The following is an 18,045-nucleotide window of genomic DNA, read 5'->3' as shown; positions in this document are numbered from 1 at the left end:
CTACCTTAATCCTCTATGCAAATGAAAAAAGGATCAACCAGAAAGAACTGGTTGATCTCATAATACGAACGGGCAGGATAGTTTAATAACATATCGAATTTTTTAAAAGTGGAAGGTTATACGAAGTGAGGCGTTGCTTAACTGAAGCGTGAAGTAGAGATAATCAAAAAGGAGATACCCAGATGGAAACAAATCAAAATATTCGTTTAGCAATCGAAGAATCTATACAGTTCCTTGAATCTACTTCGCATTTGGGGATGACTCACGGCGAGTGCAGCCGTCGAAAATGGGATGGAGCTTGGTGGCATATGGCTGCTCTTTATGAAATGGGAGAGGTGAAACTAATTCCCGAGTCTGCTATTGTCGGAGCAAAATATTTACTCGAAACTCAGGTCTGGCCGACCTTCATCATATCCGCCGATGACCATCCAACAAGTAAAAGTGACAAGATGAAGTTGGATTGCTGCCATTGTGAACTTGCCGTATACTATATGATTCTAATGGCGTATGGCTGTGATTTGGACAAGGAACTGCCTTGGATTCGCGAATGGCTCTTAAAGCATCAGTTACCTGATGGCGGGCTGAACTGCGACCCTGAAGCTTATACTCATTCTAAAAAGAGCTCTATTGTTTCAACACTTCCTCCGCTTGAAGCTATCTTATGGCATACAGATCGTGAATTTACTGAACAGGAAGCCGTTTTCTTAGATGAAGGAGCACGTTATTTAATTGAGCATCGTCTTGTATGTTCTAAACAAAATAGAAGCGTCATCGATATGGAATGGCTGAAGCCTTGCTTTCCGAGGTTTTTTGAATATGATATATTACGCGGTATGTCCTTCTTGGCAGAATGGTCCCGACGTAGGAACAAAACGCTGCCGGTCGGGCTGCTTATTGAAGGATTGGAACGATTGAACATCTTCAAGGAAACAGGAGGCTTGCGAATCGGTAGACAAGTCTTTGATCCACAAGGCCCGTGGGGTGGACAACCCTTTCCCTTGTTAGAAGCAGTAGCTGGCATTGGTGACGTTTCGCCTTATTTAACCAGACAGTTGGATCGAGTTATCGAACGATTGGGACCGGAGTATACCTATGCATAAAGACTTCCTTTAGAAAGGATCTCATGTTGGAAGAGGAACGGACCATGATGAGGAAGGCTTAGAGGGGAAAGTTACCGTAAAACGGGAAACAAAAGAAGAGGCTTTGTTGAGGTAGCTCAATAAACTAAACCATGAGGATTTGTTAAAATATATCTCATTCGTATCTGTTTAGTTATAAATGAAATAAAAGAACAGATGTTTTGTGTGGGACGATCATTGACATTTTTCCAAATAAACCGTTGCGTTTTTTTCATTGCTTCCCCTTTTCACACAACCTATAATAATGCCTTAAATGATAATCATTTTCAATTATTAGAGAGAAGGAAAGGGGCAACAAGTGTGAAGAAACAACATGGAAAGCAAATTATACTCTGGGTAGGGAGTTTCCTCCTGTTGTTGATAATATCGGCATGCAGTACTTCTAATGCTAATAGCAGCGTGTCTGATGAACAGAAAGAGGAAAGTGAGAAAACTGTTCAATATACAACGATAACAGGTAAACAGGTTGAAATACCTGCAGATCCCAAACGAGTGGTTTATATTGGCCAGACAATTGGTGATTTCTTGGCGATGGGCATCCCGGTTGTTGGTAATAACCTTCCCCAAGATATTCCTAGTTACTATGAAGGTAGACTTGAAGGAATCGTTGATGTTGGAAACCCGGGTGACTTAGAGACGATTCTGAGTTTAAAACCCGATCTGATTATTAATGGTTATTACAAAGCAGAAGCAGATCATAATGAGGCATTGTCGAAAATTGCTACTACTATCCCCTTTAACCCAGCTCTTCCTTATACAGAACGTGTAAAGGAGATGGGAAATATCTTTGGCAAACAGGAAGAGGCAGCTCAATTGATTGCTAAGTATAAAGAACAGTCGAAAGAAATGTTTGATAAATTTCAATTAGCAGACGGGGAGACAGCGACAATTTTCTACCAGTTGGGTAAAACTCTTTATGTTATGGGCGATCGTAGCCTGGGTGCTATTATTTATGGGGAGAACGGTTTTGCCGTCCCACCAGCTGTAAAGAAGAATATTCTTGATAAAGAAGGCGTGTCTTTCGTTAATATTTCAGAAGAAGTGCTTTCAGAATTTGCTGGTGATCATTTGTTTGTAGTTGTACAAGATGATGGTGAAAGTAAAACAGAAGCTGACCGACTGCTCCAAAGACCGATATGGGCAACTTTGCCTGCAGTTCAAAAGGGAAATGTTCATGTTATTCCTAGTGAATGGAATACAGATAATTTGTTAGCTTTGGAGCAATTGTTTAAACAGATGCCACAATGGATGGACCAACAGTAAGAAATTATTTTGGCACATTCAGTTCTTTATATCGCTAGTTTTCTAAAATAGTACATACTCCAACTATTAAAAGCTGAACTATAGTTTATAGTTGAAAGCAGGTCTTTATATGTTACAATAACGATAATGATTCTCATTTTCAATTGTTGGAGAGTTGCTTATGAATCTAGCACCCCTGTATATTAGGCTGCAACACTATGATAGGTTTCGATTTGACCAGATAATTCCAGCGAACGGCCACAATGAGGGGATGAATGACAATGAAACCAATTTATGCACATTATTGATAGCACTCAGTCACGGCATACGGCTGTATGTAGACAACATTGCAATCGATCTGCGACAAGGAAGCTGCATTCTGATTTTGCCTGTACAGCGCTATACTATGGAATCAAGCAACAAAGAGGCACAGCTTGTACGCTTTATCTTTGAAACCTTTGAAGTAGAAGGAATGACTTTGAATCCGGTTGCTCATCCACCTTTGCTTTGTGGTTCTCCCTATAATCTGTTAATTTCTCAAGTCAATCGAGTATTAGGGAAAGAAGCATGGATAAGTAACCAATGCTGTTCCTCTCCATCCACATCAGAAATGGCTATGATGCAAGGTAGACTTCAGCTCATTCTGGGGTTGATGGCTCAGCTCGATGAGCAAGTTTCCCAGTTGCAGAACAATGATAAGATAAACTTGGTTCAACAAACCGTACAGTATATGGAACAGCATTATGATGAGGACTTGACAGTTGAAAAACTTGCTACCATGGCTGGAATGGTCAGATGGAAATATAGTCAAAAATTTAAAATAATGACTGGCAAAAAACCAAATGATTATTTGGTCCAATTACGTATAAACCATGCAAAAGAGCTTCTATGTAATTCCACTGAGACATTGGGCAAAATATCTCGACAAATTGGGTTTAAGGATGAATACTATTTCAGTCGGCGCTTTCATAAATTAACTGGACACACTCCGCGTGAGTATTCTAATATTCATTTTCGTGCTGGGCAGAGAACCATTATCGATTCATTTGGCAGAAAGATTCAAGTTCCTAAAGATACAACACGTATCGTGACTGATGGCAAATTTACGCTTGGAGAATTACTCGTTTTAGCCATGCCCCCTATAGGGGCGGCCATCTCGATCATGAAAGATAACGTGATTTATCACAATAAGTTGCGAAATATTCATAATCTTGGGTATTGGGCAGATCCAGATAAAATTGCACAACTACAGCCGGAGTTATTATTGCTTAGCTATGTGCATCCTGAACAAGATTTGCAGAAACTAGATACGATCGCTCCTACTGTTATACTTAACAGTAAGTTTAGACTGTTTGAACGGTTACGGTATATCGCTAAACTAGTTGAACGTAGTAACGCTGCGGAGAAATGGATTACCAGATATGAGGACAAAGTAAGATGGTTACGTAGGCAATTAGCAGATGCTTATGTTGCTGGAGAGACGGCTGCTGTTTATCTCAAGTTTGGTACAAAACTTTATATTATGGGCCAGAGCGGATTGGCTGCCACCTTGTACGAATCTCTTGCCTTTCGTCCTTCTGCCAATGTGATGCACCTAATCGAGCAAGGGCAAGCATGGATAGAAATTCAGCAGCATCAAATAAATCACTATGCTGGCGATCGCAATTTCGTCTTGGCTCCTCGCCAGGAATTGCAAACGGTTGCTCACTGTTCACATATCGCGGCTTTAGCCGATTTAAGTAACGGTAACACTCATTTTGTGGATACTACATGGAATTATGATGATCCCATTACGCGAGGACGGTTGCTAGAGGTGCTACCGTATATATTTAATAAGAAAATTAAGTGATTAGAGGAGGCTTAAACCCTAAACACTATTAATTCAACTTTCGTCACAGGCTACGCACACCATTCAAAGGCGTTTTCGCCTGATCGCGGACAGCGCTTAACCAGCATAACTCGATTAACGAGGAATGTACTCAATTTTAGCGCAGGGAGCTCGCATAAAACAACAGTGGATGAAGAGCACAGTTTAAAAACCACTTTTGACGAATTGATGAAAATTGCTACGAAAATTCGAGAGTAATCTGATATGGGCTGCATCAAAAAAACACAAGCGCAATGCTTGTGTTTTTTTATTGCTTCTTATCTGGTAGGAGAGAGGATGAAAAGAATCAAGCAAGTGGGTAAAAGCCAGCATTAAAGAGAGTTCTGCCCACCTAATACGAATAACGAAATTTTCTTAGCTATTTCTTCTTTGTTCAATTTTGCTTTTCCAGAAGCCCATAAAAAACCAGCTTCATGGATTACATTTGCATAAATAGATACGAATAGATCTTTTTCCATATCGGTATATAAGTTTTCTATGCTCTTAAGCAAATACAATTTCAATTCACTCAATATTTTTTCTTTTAATTGGGGTATTACTAAACTTATATTACTTTGGCGACATTGTAATCTCGGTTGTTGGTAAAAATCACAAACAGCTAAAACAAGTTGGCTTATACTTTCTTGATCCAATTTTATTGATCCTGTTGTCCGTTTTGCAATAGCATTTGAAGCGGAATTTCCCATAATGTAATTCAATAAATCGTACTTATCGTTAAAATGTGCGTAGAAAGTAGCTCGATTTACTTGCGCTCCCTCTGTTAAATCTGCCACTGTTATTTTTTCAAAATCCTTCTTAGTTGCTAAATTAAAAAAAGCGTTAACTAAAGATTCCTTAGTATAAGTTGTTCGTAAATTTCTTACTTTTGTCCCCAATTGATTCACTCCTAACCCAATAATTCTTTAATATTGTTGCTATAGCAACATTGGTAACTATATTGTTGGTTGTTCGTTTTGTGTATTGAATTTAAGATGTTAAAACAACACGTGTTGTTATATGTATACCACAAAAAAAGGAGTTTGTATAAAATGAAGACTATAGCAATTATCGGTGCAGGACCTGGATTGGGGTTGTCCCTTGCAAAAAAATTTGGGGAGAAAGGATTTAGGGTTGCTGTCATTTCGCGTAACCCTAAGAAATTGGCCATAATCGTGAACGAACTAAAGAAGCTAAATATTGAAGCGAAATCTTATGTAGCGGATGTCAGGGATTTGCCAGTACTAAAACAAGCATTAGATGCTGTTAAACAAGACTTTGGTCATATTGATGTTTTGGAATTCAGCCCCTATGCAGGACCTACGCATTTCAAGCATGTGTTAGAAACAACAGCAGAAGATGTGTTAGAACAGATAAAAGGTTACTTACTCCCTGCCGTTCTTTCTGTGAATGAAGTAATACCAGATATGATAAATAATGCTTCGGGTGCAATTCTATTGACCACCGGAATATCTGCAATGGTTTCCTACCCGTCTGTTGGAAATGTTGGTATGGTAATGAGTGGTGTTCGTAATTATGCTACAAATTTGCATTTTGAGTTGAAAGAAAAAGGCATATATGTCGGTCATCTTTCAATTGGCACTGTCATACAAGCAGGTACGGCTGGAGATCCAGATCTTATTGCTGAGGCTTGGTACAATTTATATGAGAAAAAGGATTGTTTTGAAGATACTTTCCCACAAGAGATTAACCCAACCAAATTGTCAAACTAATATAATAAAAGAGATAAGTGGATGTCTTAAAAATCTTATAGGATTGACAGGGAGAGTAGAGCAGAAGAAGCGAGCCCGCTGTAGAATAATATAAGCCTATTAAACTGTCTTCAATAAAAACATCGGCAGCCGTGGACGAAAAAATAAAATCCTAGACTGCCGATGTTTGATTTAACTATTGCGTGCCTTTAGTTCAATCTTTTCTCTTTTTATAAAAGTTATGGTGCTAAGCTTTCTGCCATTAAAATTATGTCTTACTCCAAGTCACTTTGTAAAATTCTAATCCCCACCGAGTTCAATCGTTTTCGTGGCGACACGGTCATGAAATTCCCGATCATGCTCCACGAATACAATGGTTGGCGTGTACTCAAGCAGCAGCTCCTCAATTTGCATCCGGGAAATCACGTCGACAAAGTTGAGCGGTTCGTCCCAAATATGCAGATGAGCCTCCTCACATAGGCTTCTCGCGATCAGAACCTTCTTTTTCTGCCCGCCGCTGAACGCCGATATATCCTTCTCAAACTGGATGCGGGCGAAATCTAGCTTACGCAACACGGCCTTAAACAAGCTTTCGTCAATTCTGTGCTCTGCTGCATAATCGGAAAGCGTACCTCGCAAATGAGATGTATTCTGGGATACATAGGAAACGCGAAGCTGCGGATCCCGTTGAAACGTACCTGTATAGTGCAACTCCTCAGCGTTGAGCAGGTGAAGCAAGCTAGACTTACCTGAACCATTTGGGCCTGAAATTGCAATCCGATCTCCTGGTTCAATCGTCAGACTAACGTTCTTGCAAACTGCTCTTTCCCCGTAGTAAATCGTGACGTGATCCAGCATCGCCAGTTCCGATTTGGGATACACGAGCTGAGAGATCGCAAGGCTTTCTGATTGTTCGATATTTCGGAGCAGTTTTGATTTTTCCTCTAAAGCAGTGTGTTGCCGCTGTTCAATGGATTTTGAGCGTTTCATCATTTTGGCTGCCTTATGCCCGACGTACCCCTTGTCAAGTTTGGAACCGGAATTTCGTGTGCCGTTTTTCGATTTTTCGGTCTCGAAAGACCAGCTACTAGTACGTTTAGCGGAAGCTGATAAACGCTGTATGTCTTTGTACAACTTTTCGTTTTGTGCCATTTCGAATGTATCTTGGCGAGTTTTGTTCGTCCACCAGCTGGAGAAGTTGCCTTTTTGGATTTCGATATTCGTTTTGTTGATCGCTAGAATATGATCCACACAGCGGTCGAGAAAAGCCCGGTCGTGTGAAACAAGAATGAAACCGCGCTTCGTATTCAGATAATCGGCAACAAGCTTGCGTGCGTGCAAGTCGAGATGATTGGTCGGCTCGTCGATGAGCAGAAATCGATTGTCTTGGATGAAGAGCACGGCTAGTAATACCTTCGTCTGTTCTCCTTGGGACAGCGATTCGAATGGTCGGTACAACACGTCTTCTGAAACCTTAAGCAGGTTCAGTTCACGCATCAGCTTCCAGTTCTCAAAGCTTGGTACGATCTCTTCGACGACATCTAAGGTCAAATACTCCGGGTGTTCGACAGGAAATGGAAAATAATTAAAGGCAACTGGTGTGGAGATCGTACCGTTGTATTCGTACTTCCCCTGCAGCAGGTTTAAGAACGTCGTTTTACCTCGACCGTTTCGCCCCGTAAAGCCCAGCTTCCAGTCTGTATCAATTTGAAAATGAACATTTTCGAATATAGGGTCATAGCTGCCTGGATAGGCAAAAGTAAGATTGGTTACCTGAATGGCGGGCATGGCAATCATCCTTTCGTTTGGAAATAAAAAGAGCCGCAAGAAAGGTGCTTTCTTGCGGCTCTAATCCATACGAGGAAATAAGACCCCATTCTAAAGGGCCGTATGACTGTCCGGAGAGGGAGCGCAAACGAAATGCAGACCTTTCTTGCAGAGATGAAATAAAACGACCACAGCCAATCGCTGCGTCCGTTCTCTTCGTGATCTCGAGGCAAGAAAGTTCTACATGTATCCGTTCAACTCCCATCATCAAATTACATCCAGTTTATCACAATAGTAATTTAACTACAACCTGTGTTAGTTCCGTTTAGGCTGAAGCCTTGCGTAGATCGACATGCTATTTAGATTGATTACTGTTATTCAACAATCTTCTGCTGTCATTGCTTTGCAACCAGCACGCCAGAAAGAAATACCTATAGGTTTGGATATTACGGTAGGAAATGCATTAGCAGAGATAAATGAACAGTAATTGAAGGGAAAGAAACCAAACGAAGAGGGGTCAGGATAATTTTCCTGAGCTGAGATGGTGGAAGAAGGTTGGATAAGTGGAAGATTTTTAAATTCAGTGCCACTTTAGTTAGCGTTGTGACGTATTTTTACGGTGGGTGGTCGGGAGTATTGGGGGCGGTGTTTACTCTGGTTATTATTGATTATGTGATTGGATTATTTGCTGCTGGTGCAGAAGGTGGTGAGAAGGGAACCGAACCAAATTTAAAAAGTAAGATTGGTCTTCGTCGGCATCGCTCGAAAAGTATTTATTTTTGCAATGGTAGCAGTATCCCATCTGATTAATGGAGTCTTAGGCGTTTCGCACCTATTCCGGGATGCGGTCGCCTATTTTTATATGGCAAATGAGCTGCTGTTCATTTTAGAGAATGGCGGCAGACTCGGCGCACCTATCCCTCTCGTGGCCCGATAGGCCGTAGAAGTTTTGAAAAGTAAAAGTGGTAAGGAAGGAGAGAAAGAGGATGCAACGACGAAACAGTCGTAATGTAAGAGGGATCGACGTATCCCGTTATCAAGGAAAGATTGATTGGAAGGCGGTCAAGGAAGATGGTATTTCATTTGTCTTCATCAAGGCCAGTCAGGGTCAGCGTTACGTTTATCCGACATTCATTACAAATGCCAAAGGGGCTAAGGAAACGGGCGTATTGCTGGGAGCATACCATCTCCTAGATGCACCCAGTGTTGAGGCAGCGAAAGCGGAAGCAAGGCGTTTTGCAGAGGTATTGGAACAAGTAGGTGGTGGGAATCACTGGACTTGCCGCCTGTAATGGACTATGAAAACAATCCTGGCAACTTGTCCAAAACACTTATTAGTGCTGTAGCTTTGGCCTTCCTGCTCAAGCTGGAGCGACTTACAGGACGCAAGCCCATTATCTATACAGGCTATGCATTCGCCTATCCAACTAAAAAAGGATATGACCGGGATGAATGGCCGATGCTATGTGCGCCGAAGGTGGTGCAGGTGCTGATATCAGATACATAACCCCTAGTGATAACCGGGGAGCAAGATCATGGGTAAGTCATCAGTTAGATATGTATGCTGATGGAACAAAGGTAACATTCATAGTGAAATAAAGATAAGGACTCAACCAGTATAGAAGCTGGTATGAGTCCTTTTTCATACCCAATAAAAAATAAATATGCAAATATTTAGATTATATTTATAGATTAGCAAGTTTATGTTTAGACACATTTCAAGGAATATATTACCTTAGTATCTGTTTGATAGATCGAATAGGGGGAATAAACTTTATGAAACAAAATTTAAAAACAAAAATCGGTATGTTGTTTGGAATGTTGTTGTACATACTTATTGCCTTTTCACCAGCACAAGTATCTGCTGCTTCGGTTGGTGAAGCATTAACTACACCAGAAAAAGGTTGGATGCGTATTGATGATGCAGATATTAATGCCACTTATTCAAGTGGCTGGGGTGTATCAAGTTATGTAAGGCAAGGTTACAGTTTATATAAAGGTTCTGCTCATTATACTAGAGCCGGGGGAGCAAGTCTTAAATTTAATTTCTATGGGACAAAAATTCGTATCATAGATATTATCCAACAAAATAGGGCTTCTAATAACTCAATAACCATTGATGGAGTTACAGAAAAATATTCTGCTAATGGAGTGTCGGAAGTTAATCAAGCTATTGTTTTTGAAAAAATGAATCTGCCATTGGGATATCATACTGTAACTATTTCCAGCGGAGAATCCGGGTATTATTTACAGATAGATGCAATTGATATTGATGATAACGGTATATTTTTAAATATCAACACTCCATTGGATTTGAAAGCGAATCCGGGTGATAGTCTAGTAACACTAAATTGGAAGCCTGTTGATCTTGCTGATAGTTATACAGTTAAATATGGAACAGAATCTGGAAAATACACGGAAACCGTAACGGCTACTAAAGACACTTTCGGCAACTTTGTTATTCCAAGTTTGACTAATGGAACAAAATACTATTTTGTTGTAAGTGCTACTGTTAAAGGTAAGGAATCTAGCGTTTCAAACGAAGCAATTGCAACGCCACGAGGCGGTAATCAACCGCCTAATCCAGATCCAACGTCACCTGAGCCAGTATCACCTAATCCAACATCACCCGACATACCAACTACACCCCAAGAACCATCAGGCAACCGTGCAATTCTGGTAGTCACCATGACAACAGGCTTGGAAAAAGAATTCGATTTGAGTATGAAAGAGGTTAATGAATTTATTGCATGGTACGAAAGCAAACAGGCTGGTTCTGGACCAGCTTCATTCGCAATCAATAAGCACGACAACAATAAAGGCCCATTCAGCAGCCGTAAGGACTACATGCTGTATGATCGTATTTTAACGTTTGAGGTAAGTGAATACTCTAAATAAATTTAAAGGCTCTACCAGCCTTAATTGGTTTGCAGAGCCTTTTTTTCTAATCGATTTGAATTTAGAGTAGATGTCAAGAAGGAGTCGACTGGTATTTGACGAGTATGTGTCCTTTTTAATGCTCCATAAAAAATAAATATGCGAATATGTAGATTATCAAGTTTATGTTTAGAGAATATGAGAGTGTCAATCTATCTTTATAGATATAGAAGATATTCATAGGGGGTTAATAATCGTGTCAAAAAAATTTTTGACTACCGTTCTAACTTTTTTTCTAATCAGCATCATGTTACTACCATCAGCTACACATGCAGCAACATTGAATAAAACAGTTGAGGGAATGCTAGGATTCTCACCTCCAGATGGAACTACTGTAAAAGCAAGCAGGATTTATACAACTGATTTCAATGCAGAAAAAGCAATTGATGGAAATATCCAAACGTCTTGGAATGCCGCGACCTACAAAGGAAATATTGAATTAAATTTTCCAACTGCTATTGAGTTTAATTTTGTCCATATCACCACTAATGCATCGCCACCAAGAGCAGTTTCATATACAATCTACGGACTAAAAGACGGAAAATGGGTTCAAATAAGCGAAAGTATAACTCATACTTTGAAAGCTGCAAATACAACGCCACCCCCTATTAAGGTAAAGCAGGGCGCTTATAGTGGTATAAAAATTGATGGTGATGGTGGTTCGTCTTGGTTAGCAATTACCGAGATCACTCTGGGAACGTTCGAAACCATAGATCTTAGAGGCCAGCCACAGAATGCGTCTGCTAAGTTGAATTGGAATACAATTAAAGAAGCTACGAACTACAAAATTAATTATGGAACCCAACCCAATAAATATTCTGACTCAATTTCTGTAGAAAAAGATACAGAAGGTAACTATGTCATTCCAAATTTGATGAACGGGACGAATTACTATTTTCAAGTAGTAGCTATTTTTAACGGAGTCGAGACGGTTATTTCCAATGAAGTAGCAGTTACGCCAAATGATCCTCAAACGACTGAGCCGACAACTCCTGACAATCCTTCAACGGGAGAGCCAAGTAATCCGAGCGAACCTGGTACAACAAATCCTGGTGAACCATCGACTGGTGAGCCTACTAATCCTCAATCACCATCAGGCAACCGTGCAATTTTAGTAGTCACCATGACAACTGGCTTGGAGAAAGAATTCGATTTGAGTATGAAAGAAGTCAATGACTTTATTGCATGGTACGAAGGCAAACAAGCTGGTTCTGGATCAGCATCCTATGCAATCAATAAACATGATAACAATAAAGGTCCATTCAGTAGCCGTAAGGACTACATGTTGTATGATCGTATCCTAATGTTTGAAGTAAGTGAATACTCTAAATAAATTAAAAGCTCTGCCGACCCATTAAGGTTAGCAGAGCTTTTTAATGTCATCACTTCATTGCACTGGTTCGGCGGTAATCTCTATATATCTCCGTTAGTCCCAAGACTTCTTCCATTGTCAGGTTATTACGACGGTGATTCAGCGCTTCGGCGATATACAATGCTACCACTATTTGCTTTTGTTCATCAGTTCGTGGCCGTTCCTCTTGTAATTTGTCTTGTATGTTCCTGCGATGTATTTCTAGGAATCTTTCTAAATTCATAATCATCGCTCCTTTTTTGTTAAGCTGGATGGTTTTCATTTTAGCCTATTCAAATAGTAAACCATGATCACGGAATTCAAATGTCTGGACTTTGTGACCAGGTAGTAATTCTGTTTCCTTGTAGAAAACTTCAAACTCAATTAGCAGGCAATCAGTGAATTTATCAAAAGTACATATGACCAGGAGAAGATCTTCTATTAATATTCACAAAATAGTCCAATCGGATTATACTTGACGCGACGGATACAGAGCAAACCCGACAGCATCGATGACACCCTATGGCTCAAGCGAGTGAGTGTTTTTTGCGTTTGGGGAACTATACATAATGTCTAGCAGGGGGGAATATGAACAGGCGAATGAAATGAAGTAAACTGAAATTATATTCGAGACAGACATGCTATAATTGAATCCAATCAAGTATTAAAGTCCAGCAATAAGGAGAGATATTTTGGAGCAAATTAGAGAAATTGAAATTGTTGAAATGACATTTGATAACAAGGATGATTACGAATGCAAAGATCAACCTTTTATGGTCATAGGGAGACTTATCCCCAAACTAGAAAATGGCATATGGAGTTATCATGAAGAACTTTATGAACAACCTTATGAGTCAAAATATCCGGAACACGAAGATCTTGATGAATATATTAATAGCAATGACAGTATTGCTTTCTTATACTATTCCGGAAGGAAATGCTTGGGACATATAAGACTGGGGATAGTAGAGGAAACTAAATTTGCTTCTATTGACAGGCTTATTGTATTAGAAAGTAGCAGAGGAAAAGGAATTGGAACTGCCTTGTTAAACAAGGCAAGGGAGTGGGCATTACAAAAAGGAATGCAGGGATTTACGCTTGAGACGCAGGATGTTAATTTACTCGCTTGCCGATTTTATTTGAAAAATGGGTTTGATATTGGAGCAGTGGACACTATGCTTTATTCAAACTCAAAATACAAAGATGAAAATGCGGTATTTTTCTATTCAAAATTCTAATGCATCATGATAATTTAATGTATTGTATTTACAGAATCCCGTTATGCAATCCGAAAGTATCGGTGAAACCCTACTAGCCAAAGCCAGTGGGGTATTTTTACGTTTATAGTTGGTGGAATGCTATTATTTGAGACATGCGATGAGTTTTTTATTTCATTTCATGCGAAAAATTGAATGTTTATATTAGTCGAATAATATATTGACATATGGTTAATTATGGTGAAAAATGAAGTATGTTTTTAAAAAATATGGAATATTCAAGCGAAGGGTGGCTATGGCATGAAGCATACACCTACGATTCGGGCGGAATTAGACAGATACCTGCAACAAGAAGGTTTGAGCATAGCGCAATTTGGGCATATCGCAGGCATTAATAGGGGAATAGTAAGTGCCATTGTGACAGGTAATAAGTCTATGTCTGTTAATCAGCTTGACCTAATGACTGAGGCTATGGGTTTAACAGCGGGCTGCTTTTACGACTTATTTATAGAAAACTACATCATCGACACGTCCCCGAATATGAGACGAATCGAGCCATTTTTGTATCGTTGTGCAGAGTTGGACAAGTTGGGTGCGATCCGTCGAGTAGTGGGAACCATCATGGACAATCTACTCTACTCGCCCAAACTTTTTGACATTGCGGAGGAATTATTGGCACAGGGACGACATGCGGCTGCACTGCTGCTCTATGAGAGTGTAGCTGAAGCGGAGAAATACCAACATTCTGAGCGTTTGGCAGTTTGCCAATATCGTATTTTCACGATTCAAATTGGTGAGGACCAAAACCGTAATCTAAGAGCAGCCATACTATTTGAACCTTATATTGAGCGTCTGGACGAAATAGAGCAGCTTGACGCATTGAAGGATTTGGCAAACGTGTACAGGTCTTTACGTAAATGGGACAAGGTTGAGGAAATGGCACGGCAAATGAGAGGGAAAGCGGAAGTTCAATATTCCATAAAACATCAGGCAAAACGAAATTCTCAAGAGCTTGAAAAGGAGACAAAGGGCCCACTATTTGGATATATTGCTTACGCCGATTTGTTGTGTGCAAGTGTTTGTGAAGCCCAAGGCGATTATCAACAAGCTCTACAATATACATACGCCTATGCGGAATTAGACTGGGTCAAAGAGACTGACGAAGATACTCAATACTGGGTAAACTTGTTCAGTCAGTGGGCAGAAGGTAATACGTATGTAAATATGCTTCTGTCTGGAGATGTTAGTGTGCTACCGGCCTATGTTGAATATATAGCAGCCACATCAACCAATAATGAAAATGAGAAGCTCTCAAAGCTGTTGAACGTTATGATAGCGGCTAACCGATATGGAATAGATGTGAATGATGTCATTTCTCGTTTTGAAGCGGAGATTCATTCGTTTTCTGAACAGCCCACATCTGATGATATGTATACTCAACAAGTAATGCCAGACTATTTCGCGTGGTTTGGTTACGAAATTGCTCATTATTATTTACAGCGAGGAAACTACAATGATGGCTTCAAACAATTGATGTATGCAATGCTAAAGTCACATATAATAAATAATGAAACTTACTTTATAAATTGTATGGGCCTGTTTGTGCGTTTTCAAGTCCATGCGACTCCTGAAGTCAAAATGGAGTTTCACAATCTTATTGAAAAGGTGTGGTTAAGTAATGTTGAAAAGAATGGCATTGTTAATCGTTGCGAGTAGCTTTTTGTTTTTTATAACCGTACCCGCTCACAATCATGATCAGCTTGTTCAGACCTTTGTACAAATAGGTGGATTCTAAAGTAAAAGAAAGCTCTGCTAACCTTAATGGGTCGGTAGAGCTTTAACTGTTCACGCCTCTTATAGTGTATCAAGGTAGTCTTTCTGGAATTTGATAAAATCTTGCACACTATCGTGATAGGTAAATCTACCGCCATTTTTATTAATAATCCAGTTGATCTTCTCGTCATTTAACAAGACTCCATACATGCAATGATGAAGCAGTTCAATTTGCTTTTCATCCCTAATTCGGATCAAGTGTTTTTCTTGTTCGTCAATCAGATACCATTTCGTTTCTGTTTCATCTACATCTGCATCCACATACAGTATTGATACCGATAAGGGGAACGGCCAGTCAAACCAATGTTCTCGCTTGTCTTCTCCATAACCTTCAAATGCCATGGTTATTTCCTCCTACTTGGATAATTTCCTGATTAGTTTAAATGGATCTAACGTGTTGCGATTGTACGCTTTATTGATAACTGTTTTTTTGGGAACTCGCAGCTACTCTCAGCCTTTGGCATCTGGGCACCAATGCGGTGAATGACCTGCCGTTTGAGGTTGGAGCGAACTGCGATGCGTCTGTTTAGGCTGGGTTAATGGGGGGATCGAACTGGTAATCCTGGTTCAAGAGAGAATTTTCGGTAATTTCTTTTGGCAATGACGACGTAGGCTTTTAGGAATACACACATTAAATTTACTGCTGTTCTTGTCTTATTCTACTGGCTCAGGAATATCGCCCCCATATTCTTTCCATGGCTTATCGTGCGCCATCGTAAACTTCTGCAAAAGTTTAGTGTAACTTTGGCAACTCTCTATTCCGCTAATGCTGCATAATAGTTGTGTCCGCTTTCGTCGTTCATTGTTCTGATCTGTATAGTATACAGAAACGCGGGTAACAGAAGAGGTTGAATGTTTTGTTACCTGATATCGAACGCTACAACCAACGAAGACGGATACGCTCTATATTGTAATCATGGGAGGCTGGGATGGTGACCAAAAGATCATTACATTTCCTCGTCTGAAAATAGGCATTATACGGAATTAAACCTCCAATGATCCAGAGTTTATTTTTTGTACTCAAAATATAACTTGCGCATAACACATCAGGAGGCTACATACATGTCATGTCAATAAGACTCGAAGGTAATGGATTATGGGACCCACTGGAAAATACTGTTGATAACGTTCGGTCTTATAAAATAGAAAAAATATTGTATATGTGGTTGGTGAAAATAGCTTCATTAAATTGGATTCAAGTACCAACACGTATGAGCAAAAGCAATGGATTTCCGAATTTACTTCCAAAGATAGAGAGATATTCAATAAATTAATGGAAAAGTAGAGGGGAGCATAAGCAAATATGGTAGAATTTTATTTCAACGGCAGCCATGGACAAGGAAATAAAGTCCCAGACTGCCGCAGCTTTTTTAAAGTTAACATTCATCGTTAGTTTGCTCAGGAAACGACCTTTAGAGCTACACCAATATATATTTTTAACTGGCTAGTTTCAGCCCTACAGCAGAGCTAAGGACCAACCCTATACACAAAATACGCATTAATCCGCGTGGCTCGTTATAAAAGATCATGCCGAGGATAGCACCTCCAGAAGCGCCAATTCCAGTCCATACAGCGTAAGCTGTTCCCATCGGGAGTGTTTGCATTGCCAACGATAAAAATATAAAACTTAGACCAAAACCAGTAATCAAAAGAGTCAGCGATTTCCAACTGCGAGTTTGATTGAACTTGTTTATAAGCAAAACCCCGATCATTTCAAAAATCCCTGCTAAGATCAAATACACCCAATTCATAGTCCACTTACCTCCTCTTTCTTCTTACTAAGCATTTTCAGACCAATCACTCCAATAAGCAGCAGCCCGATCAAAGCTACTTTCGAAACACTTATGTCTGCGCCAAACAATAGGATTTCAGCTACTACAGTTCCTGCCGTTCCTAGTCCGACAAATACAGCGTATACAGTTCCAACCGCTAATGAACGAGCCGCCTTGATCATCAAATAAAAGCTGATGTAAATAGCGACTACTGTACCACTCCATTCCCAAAAACTATCCGCATGCTTTAACCCACTAACCCAAGCAACCTCGAATATAGCCGCCACAATGACTGAAATCCACGTTTTGTTCATAACACACTCCTCCTTAAACTTTTTATCAAAAATTGGGCCATAAAAGAAAAAAGATAAAAGCCTGGGAAATAAACCGCACAATGCGTTTATCTCCCAGGCTTTTATCCCTCCGTGTCACAGCCATATGGCTGTGCGTTTTCTCTCGGACCAGACCAATCTTGTGATTGCGGAACCCTAGAAAACGTTTTTATTCAGTTATTGGCTAAAACCATACTAACACGCGATGTAACGTGAGTCAATTTACAATTCACCCACTAACTTGCCAGTTACTTTGACGCCGATGCCTAGTCTACAACTTCATTTTCACTGGATTCGCCTGGTTGGGTATATTTTCTGTTTAACTGAATGCCCGGTCACAGAGTCGTAGCTATACATATATTAAGGTGAAAACAATTAAAGGAGGGCTAAGCTATGAGTGGATGTGCAGGTGGTGTGTGGACTTCTACAGCGGCAATTTTGGTGCTCTATATCCTTTTGGTTATCATCCTTAAATCGTGCTGGGTTTAATATTGTGAAGAAAATTATATAGACCCCATCATTCAAGTTCAATGCCCTTATTTCTTTAGTAATCTGCCCGAAATCAGATTAGATAACAAGCTCTGCCGACCGATTAAGGTCAGTAGAGCTTGTTTTATTTGAACATCTTCTCGACTAGCTTTAACAACTCAGATGCGCTATGATCCACTTTATATTCTAGTTACAATTACCGAAGTATAGTGCAATCTAATATTTTAAAATGAGGGGTTAAATGATGTTGGGTATGTGGAAATTTAGTCAAAGAATGCTAAGCCTTAAAATTAAAGTGGTCTACAAGATTATAATTGGTACGATCGTTATGGGGATTGGAACTACAGTAGGCAGCGACCGAGCCGGATAAAGCACCTATTCTCAATGGTG

At 39.9% G+C, this 18,045-nt stretch carries 15 protein-coding genes, 3 pseudogenes and 1 riboswitch; of the genes and pseudogenes, 12 read left to right on the top strand and 6 right to left on the bottom strand.

What is annotated here, in order from left to right; translation table 11 throughout:
- The first annotated feature begins 182 nt into the window (after positions 1-182).
- The 3 genes from HFD99_RS17235 to HFD99_RS17225 all read left to right on the top strand — a co-directional run bounded on the left by HFD99_RS17235 (position 183) and on the right by HFD99_RS17225 (position 4,230).
- Positions 183-1,100 (top strand): hypothetical protein, encoded by a 918-nt coding sequence (locus tag HFD99_RS17235; RefSeq protein WP_016821984.1) that lies wholly within the window; start codon positions 183-185, stop codon positions 1,098-1,100.
- A 339-nt stretch (positions 1,101-1,439) separates the two neighbouring features.
- Entirely contained in the window at positions 1,440-2,402 is a 963-nt protein-coding gene (locus tag HFD99_RS17230; protein ID WP_080902362.1) for an ABC transporter substrate-binding protein, read from the top strand.
- Between the two features lie 160 nt (positions 2,403-2,562).
- Entirely contained in the window at positions 2,563-4,230 is a 1,668-nt protein-coding gene (locus HFD99_RS17225; RefSeq protein WP_117289577.1) for an AraC family transcriptional regulator, read from the top strand.
- 350 nt (positions 4,231-4,580) lie between these two features.
- Here HFD99_RS17225 and HFD99_RS17220 read toward each other — a convergent pair whose 3' ends face one another.
- Positions 4,581-5,153, bottom strand: coding sequence for a TetR/AcrR family transcriptional regulator (locus tag HFD99_RS17220; protein WP_225164764.1), 573 nt, complete (start codon positions 5,151-5,153; stop codon positions 4,581-4,583).
- Positions 5,154-5,297: 144 nt separating this feature from the next.
- Here HFD99_RS17220 and HFD99_RS17215 point away from each other — a divergent pair, with 144 nt between their 5' ends.
- The gene (locus tag HFD99_RS17215; RefSeq protein WP_117289575.1) at positions 5,298-5,978 is read left to right on the top strand and encodes an SDR family NAD(P)-dependent oxidoreductase; all 681 of its coding nucleotides are present in this window, start codon (positions 5,298-5,300) and stop codon (positions 5,976-5,978) included.
- A 279-nt stretch (positions 5,979-6,257) separates the two neighbouring features.
- Here the strand turns inward: HFD99_RS17215 and abc-f are convergent, their stop codons facing one another.
- The gene (gene abc-f, locus HFD99_RS17210) at positions 6,258-7,745 is read right to left on the bottom strand and encodes a ribosomal protection-like ABC-F family protein (RefSeq protein ID WP_117289573.1); all 1,488 of its coding nucleotides are present in this window, start codon (positions 7,743-7,745) and stop codon (positions 6,258-6,260) included.
- Positions 7,746-8,260: 515 nt separating this feature from the next.
- Here abc-f and HFD99_RS17205 point away from each other — a divergent pair.
- The 5 genes and pseudogenes from HFD99_RS17205 to HFD99_RS25755 all read left to right on the top strand — a co-directional run bounded on the left by HFD99_RS17205 (position 8,261) and on the right by HFD99_RS25755 (position 11,994).
- Positions 8,261-8,733: pseudogene (locus HFD99_RS17205) on the top strand (phage holin family protein).
- Positions 8,711-9,144, top strand: a pseudogene (locus HFD99_RS17200) (glycoside hydrolase family 25 protein); the annotation flags it as partial. The pseudogenes HFD99_RS17205 and HFD99_RS17200, both read left to right, overlap by 23 nt.
- Before the next feature lie 3 nt (positions 9,145-9,147).
- Positions 9,148-9,323 (top strand): annotated as a pseudogene (locus HFD99_RS17195) (NucA/NucB deoxyribonuclease domain-containing protein); the annotation flags it as partial.
- 177 nt (positions 9,324-9,500) lie between these two features.
- Positions 9,501-10,622: a fibronectin type III domain-containing protein gene (locus HFD99_RS17190; protein WP_025365055.1), complete on the top strand. Its 1,122-nt coding sequence runs from the start codon at positions 9,501-9,503 to the stop codon at positions 10,620-10,622.
- Positions 10,623-10,857: 235 nt separating this feature from the next.
- On the top strand, positions 10,858-11,994 hold the full coding sequence (locus HFD99_RS25755; RefSeq protein WP_225164763.1) for a fibronectin type III domain-containing protein: 1,137 nt from the start codon (positions 10,858-10,860) through the stop codon (positions 11,992-11,994).
- A 49-nt stretch (positions 11,995-12,043) separates the two neighbouring features.
- Here the strand turns inward: HFD99_RS25755 and HFD99_RS17180 are convergent, their stop codons facing one another.
- Positions 12,044-12,256 (bottom strand): hypothetical protein, encoded by a 213-nt coding sequence (locus tag HFD99_RS17180; RefSeq protein WP_025365052.1) that lies wholly within the window; start codon positions 12,254-12,256, stop codon positions 12,044-12,046.
- A 448-nt stretch (positions 12,257-12,704) separates the two neighbouring features.
- Between HFD99_RS17180 and HFD99_RS17175 the strand changes: the two genes are divergently transcribed.
- Positions 12,705-13,250 carry a GNAT family N-acetyltransferase gene (locus HFD99_RS17175; protein WP_019687437.1) on the top strand — a complete coding sequence of 182 codons (546 nt, stop codon included), beginning with the start codon at positions 12,705-12,707 and terminating at the stop codon, positions 13,248-13,250.
- A gap of 279 nt (positions 13,251-13,529) precedes the next feature.
- Entirely contained in the window at positions 13,530-14,945 is a 1,416-nt protein-coding gene (locus tag HFD99_RS17170) for a helix-turn-helix domain-containing protein (RefSeq protein WP_017427692.1), read from the top strand.
- Positions 14,946-15,083: 138 nt separating this feature from the next.
- On the opposite strand, the gene HFD99_RS17165 is transcribed toward HFD99_RS17170, so the two are convergent.
- The 3 genes from HFD99_RS17165 to HFD99_RS17150 all read right to left on the bottom strand — a co-directional run bounded on the left by HFD99_RS17165 (position 15,084) and on the right by HFD99_RS17150 (position 17,148).
- A complete protein-coding gene (locus HFD99_RS17165) occupies positions 15,084-15,404 on the bottom strand; it encodes a hypothetical protein (RefSeq protein WP_016821966.1) in 321 nt (106 codons plus the stop codon).
- 1,094 nt (positions 15,405-16,498) lie between these two features.
- Positions 16,499-16,813: a DMT family transporter gene (locus tag HFD99_RS17155; protein ID WP_016821964.1), complete on the bottom strand. Its 315-nt coding sequence runs from the start codon at positions 16,811-16,813 to the stop codon at positions 16,499-16,501.
- Positions 16,810-17,148, bottom strand: coding sequence for a DMT family transporter (locus tag HFD99_RS17150; protein WP_016821963.1), 339 nt, complete (start codon positions 17,146-17,148; stop codon positions 16,810-16,812). The genes HFD99_RS17155 and HFD99_RS17150 overlap by 4 nt, the downstream gene beginning before the upstream one ends.
- 88 nt (positions 17,149-17,236) lie before the next feature.
- Positions 17,237-17,337, bottom strand: a riboswitch (guanidine-I (ykkC/yxkD leader).
- A gap of 222 nt (positions 17,338-17,559) precedes the next feature.
- Here HFD99_RS17150 and HFD99_RS25550 point away from each other — a divergent pair.
- Entirely contained in the window at positions 17,560-17,655 is a 96-nt protein-coding gene (locus tag HFD99_RS25550; RefSeq protein WP_016821962.1) for a hypothetical protein, read from the top strand.
- Positions 17,656-18,045 lie beyond the last annotated feature (390 nt).

Source organism: Paenibacillus sp. EKM301P (assembly GCF_011800295.1).
Taxonomy (GTDB): Bacteria; Bacillota; Bacilli; order Paenibacillales; family Paenibacillaceae; genus Paenibacillus; species Paenibacillus polymyxa.
The sequence above is the reverse complement of the archived record's forward strand: the minus strand, read 5'-3'. Positions and strand labels throughout refer to the sequence as shown.

Excerpts from the sequence above, each read along its gene's own strand:
- HFD99_RS17235 (WP_016821984.1), top strand. The coding sequence starts at position 183 with ATGGAAACAAATCAAAATATTCGTTTAGCAATCGAAGAATCTATACAG.
- HFD99_RS17225 (WP_117289577.1), top strand. The coding sequence starts at position 2,563 with ATGAATCTAGCACCCCTGTATATTAGGCTGCAACACTATGATAGGTTT.
- HFD99_RS17215 (WP_117289575.1), top strand. The coding sequence starts at position 5,298 with ATGAAGACTATAGCAATTATCGGTGCAGGACCTGGATTGGGGTTGTCC.
- abc-f (WP_117289573.1), bottom strand. The coding sequence starts at position 7,745 with ATGCCCGCCATTCAGGTAACCAATCTTACTTTTGCCTATCCAGGCAGC.
- HFD99_RS17190 (WP_025365055.1), top strand. The coding sequence starts at position 9,501 with ATGAAACAAAATTTAAAAACAAAAATCGGTATGTTGTTTGGAATGTTG.
- HFD99_RS17180 (WP_025365052.1), bottom strand. The coding sequence starts at position 12,256 with ATGAATTTAGAAAGATTCCTAGAAATACATCGCAGGAACATACAAGAC.
- HFD99_RS17170 (WP_017427692.1), top strand. The coding sequence starts at position 13,530 with ATGAAGCATACACCTACGATTCGGGCGGAATTAGACAGATACCTGCAA.
- HFD99_RS17165 (WP_016821966.1), bottom strand. The coding sequence starts at position 15,404 with ATGGCATTTGAAGGTTATGGAGAAGACAAGCGAGAACATTGGTTTGAC.
- HFD99_RS17155 (WP_016821964.1), bottom strand. The coding sequence starts at position 16,813 with ATGAATTGGGTGTATTTGATCTTAGCAGGGATTTTTGAAATGATCGGG.
- HFD99_RS17150 (WP_016821963.1), bottom strand. The coding sequence starts at position 17,148 with ATGAACAAAACGTGGATTTCAGTCATTGTGGCGGCTATATTCGAGGTT.
- HFD99_RS25550 (WP_016821962.1), top strand. The coding sequence starts at position 17,560 with ATGAGTGGATGTGCAGGTGGTGTGTGGACTTCTACAGCGGCAATTTTG.